Here is a 3,803-nt window from a genome sequence, read left to right as displayed (position 1 = left end):
GCCCCGGACCGCGCGAACCCCAGCCCCCGCACCGAAGCCGCGAGCAGCAGATCCACGACGACACCGAGCGCGATCACGCCGAGCACCGCGAGCACACCCGTCCACGACGGCACCCCGAGCGCCACCACGACGATGCCCACGAGCGCCAGCAGGCCGGCCCGGCCGGTGATCGCCATGTCAGCGCGGGACGGGAACGGTGGCCAGCACGCGTTCGATCACGCCGTCCGCGGTCGCGCCCTCCAGCTCGGCCTCCGGCCGCAGGTTCAGCCGGTGCCGCAGCGCGGGCCGCGCAAGCGCTTTCACGTCGTCCGGGGTCGCAAACGCCCGCCCGGACAGCCAGGCCCACGCCCGCGTCGCGGCGAGCAACGCGGTGGCGCCGCGCGGGGACACCCCGAGCCGCACCGACGGCATCGCCCGCGTGGCGCGGCACAGGTCGACGATGTAGCCGAGCACCTCCGGTCCGACCGTCACCCCGGCGGCCACGGCGCGCGCCACCGCGAGCTGGTCCGCGCCCGCGACGGGACGCACCCCGGCCGCGGACAGGTCACGCGGGTCGAACCCCTGCGCGTGCCGGGCCAGCACGCCGATCTCGTCCTCGCGCGCGGGCAGCGGCACGGTGAGCTTGAGCAGGAACCGGTCCAGCTGCGCCTCCGGCAGCGGGTAGGTGCCCTCGTACTCGACCGGGTTCTGGGTGGCGATGACGATGAACGGGTCCGGCAGCGGCCGCGGCCGCCCGTCCACCGACACCTGCCGCTCCTCCATCGCCTCCAGCAGCGCGGACTGCGTCTTCGGCGGGGTGCGGTTGATCTCGTCGGCGAGCAGCAGGTTCGTGAACACCGGGCCCTCGCGGAAGGAGAACTCGGCCGAGCGCGAGTCGTAGACGATCGAGCCGGTGACGTCGCCGGGCATCAGGTCGGGCGTGAACTGGATGCGCGTGGTGCCCAGGTCCAGCGCCGTCGCCAGTGCCCGCACGAGCAGCGTCTTCGCCACCCCCGGCACGCCCTCGACGAGCACGTGGCCGCGGCACAGCAGCGCGATGATGAGCCCGGTGACCGCGGCGTCGTTGCCGACCACCGCCTTCCCGACCTCGGCGCGCAACGCGACCAACGCGTTCCGGGCGTCCGAAGTGGTGTCCGTGCTGGTCAACTGATCTCCCTCTCGATGCGGTCCAGCTCGTCGGCGAGGCGGACCAGACCGGCGTCGTCCCCCGGCGCGGGACCGTACAGAAGCTCCCCGACGGCCGCGGCGGGCCGTCGGGCGCGGGCCGCGGCCGCGGCGACCACGGCCGCCGGTTCCGCCCCCGCGCCGAGGCCGAGCAGCGGCCGCATCCGGTCGATCGCCGCCTGCCGCAGCGTAGCCGCGGCGTGATCGGCCGCGCCCGCGCGGCGGTAGAGCCGGGCGCGGCCCTCGGTCGTTTCGGCGGCGCGCACGACGACCGGCAGCCGTTCGGTCACGACCGGCCCGAGCCGCCGCGCCCGCCACAGCGCGAACAACACCGCGGCGACACCGAGCTGGATCGCGCCGAACAGCCACGGGCGCGGGATCAGATCGGTGAACGACCGCGCCCCGAGCCCGGCGCCGGTGTCGCCCGGCGTGGGCACGTACCAGACCAGCGTGGCGTGGCGGCCGAGCAGGCGCATGGTCAGCGCCGCGTCGCCCGCCTCGTCGAGGCGGTCGTTGGTCAGCGGCGAGCCGTCGCCCAGGATCGTGGTGGTGCCGCGGTCGCCGGGCAGTTGCAGCAGCGTGCCGTCGTAGCAGCCGCGGGCCCGGCCGTGCGCCTCGTAGGTGAAGCCGCCCAGCACGGCGTTGCCCGCGGCGACCGCGCCGGCGACCGTGCACCCGGGTTCGCGCGCCGACGGCTCGACCTCGCCGCTGACGACCACCCCGGGCACCAGGATGTCCAGGACCGGATCGCCGGGGCCGACCAGCACCGCGTCCGTCGCCCGGGACCGCAGCGCCGCGAGGCGGCCCGGTTCGACCAGGTCCGGACCGGTCACGAGGAGCGTCGTTTCGCCTCGCAGCGCGGCTTCGGCCTCGGCGTAGGTCCGCGCGGGAACGATCCGCACGCCCTGCTGGTCGAGCAGCCGCGCCAGCGCACGGGATCCGCCGGGCTGGACGGACTCGGGGTCGAGCGACCCGCGTTGCTGCCCGGCCGAGCCGAGCAGCACGACCACCGCGCCGACGAGCACGATCACCGCGATCACCACTGGAGCGCGGGCCGCCCGCCAGATCCGGCGGGCGTCGGGAGCGACACTGGTCACGCCGGCACCTCGGGACGGCTGCGGCGGACCAGCTCGTCGAGGCCGGCCAGGCGGTGGTAGTCGTCGGCGGTGGCCGGGCGGCCGCCGTAGTGCACGGCGTCGAACAGCTCGGCGCCCTGCCGCAGGGCGTCCCGGGCCGCGGGCAGGCGTGCGCCGGCTTCGCGCGCGGCCTCGTCCGCCGTGCGCCCGGCGCGTTCGTCGAGCACACCGCGTTCCTCCAGGGCCCGGACCACGGCGCGGAAACGGTCGCGCACCGCGGCACCGGGGTCGCCGGCCGCGAACGCCTGCTCGGCCGCGTCCCGGTAGTCCTGGGCGGTGCGCGTGCGGTCCGCGAAGACCACGCCCGGGCGGCGCGCGGACCGGGCGAGCGGCCCGACCCGCAGCCGCACCACCACGATCACCAGCACCAGCACCGCGATCAGCACGAGCACCCCGAACCCGCCGCCCGGCACCACGTTCGCCGCACTGGTGAACAGGTCGGCGAGGCGTTCGGCGAGCCAGCCGATGGCACGGTCGAACCAGCTCGGCTGCGCCAGCGCGTAGGCGGGGTCGGACAGCTCGGCCTCGGCCGCGCGGCGCGCGTCGTCGGCGTCGACGACGACCGGGACGTCGGCGAGCCGGATCAAGCCGTGCCCGCCGCCCGCGCCAGCTGGAGGTCCATGCCCTCCTTGCGCATGCGCTGGTCGATGTAGAGCAGGGCGGTGGCGTTCGCGGCGAACGGCGCGACGATGGTCTGCGAGATGACCTGTCCCACGGCGATGATCAGCAGCGCGCCCCAGCCGGACGGCACGGCCTCACCGGTCAGCGCGTCGGTGCCGCCCGCGGCGAGGCTGAACGGGATGTCGATCAGGTACGCCAGCACGGAGGCGATCAGCCCGGCCAGCACCAGGACGCCGAAGCAGCGCCACCACGAGCCGGACACGAGGCTCGCGGAGCGCTTCAGCGACTGCCCCACGCCCGCGCGCTCCAGCACCAGCGCGGGCGTGGTGAGGCCGAGCAAGGTGTAGAGCCAGATGCCCGGGACCAGGCACAGCAGCGAGCCGACGCCGACCGCGATGACGTAGATGATCGTGGCCCCGAGCAGCGGCAGGAACCGCGGCCGGGCCTCGGCCATGGCCTCGGCGAACGTGACCGGCCTGCCCAGCACGGCCTTGCCGATGACCACGGTCAGGAAGCCGGACAGGAAGGTCTGCGTCAGCACGGTGATGATCACCGAGACGCCGAGGACCGCGGCGGTGTCCCCCAGCGCCTCCAGTGCGGCGTCCTGGATCTGCTGGTCGGTGGCCGCGGGGCCGAGGTTCTGCAGCGTCTGGAAGTCCGGCAGCAGGTAGCGGCTGGCGAGCAGCTGCAGCACCGCGCCGATCACCGCGACCACGGCCGACGAGCCGAACACGAGCGCCGGGTGGCGGCGCATGGTCGTGATGGCGCCGTCGAGGATCTCGCCGACCGACAGCGGGCGCAGCGGGATCACGCCGGGCTTGCCGTAGCCGGGCCGCGGCCCCCAGCCCTGCTGCTGGTAGGGCGCGCCCGGCGGCGGTGGGG

General features: G+C 75.6%; 4 protein-coding genes. All 4 read right to left on the bottom strand.

Annotation, left to right across the window (positions count from 1 at the left end; translation table 11 throughout):
• Positions 1 to 177: 177 nt before the first annotated feature.
• Positions 178 to 1,146 (bottom strand): AAA family ATPase, encoded by a 969-nt coding sequence (locus D0D15_RS35430; RefSeq protein WP_115945090.1) that lies wholly within the window; start codon positions 1,144 to 1,146, stop codon positions 178 to 180.
• Positions 1,143 to 2,261 (bottom strand): DUF4350 domain-containing protein, encoded by a 1,119-nt coding sequence (locus D0D15_RS35425; protein ID WP_115945089.1) that lies wholly within the window; start codon positions 2,259 to 2,261, stop codon positions 1,143 to 1,145. Before D0D15_RS35425 ends, D0D15_RS35430 begins: the two co-directional genes overlap by 4 nt.
• Entirely contained in the window at positions 2,258 to 2,887 is a 630-nt protein-coding gene (locus D0D15_RS35420) for a DUF4129 domain-containing protein (protein ID WP_094006806.1), read from the bottom strand. Before D0D15_RS35420 ends, D0D15_RS35425 begins: the two co-directional genes overlap by 4 nt.
• Positions 2,884 to 3,803 (bottom strand): DUF7847 domain-containing protein (locus D0D15_RS35415; protein ID WP_244215016.1); only part of this gene is annotated, 920 nt, incomplete at its 5' end. The genes D0D15_RS35420 and D0D15_RS35415, both read right to left, overlap by 4 nt.

It is taken from the genome of Amycolatopsis thermalba, assembly GCF_003385215.1.
Taxonomy (GTDB): domain Bacteria; phylum Actinomycetota; class Actinomycetes; order Mycobacteriales; family Pseudonocardiaceae; genus Amycolatopsis_E; species Amycolatopsis_E thermalba.
The sequence above is the reverse complement of the archived record's forward strand: the minus strand, read 5'-3'. Positions and strand labels throughout refer to the sequence as shown.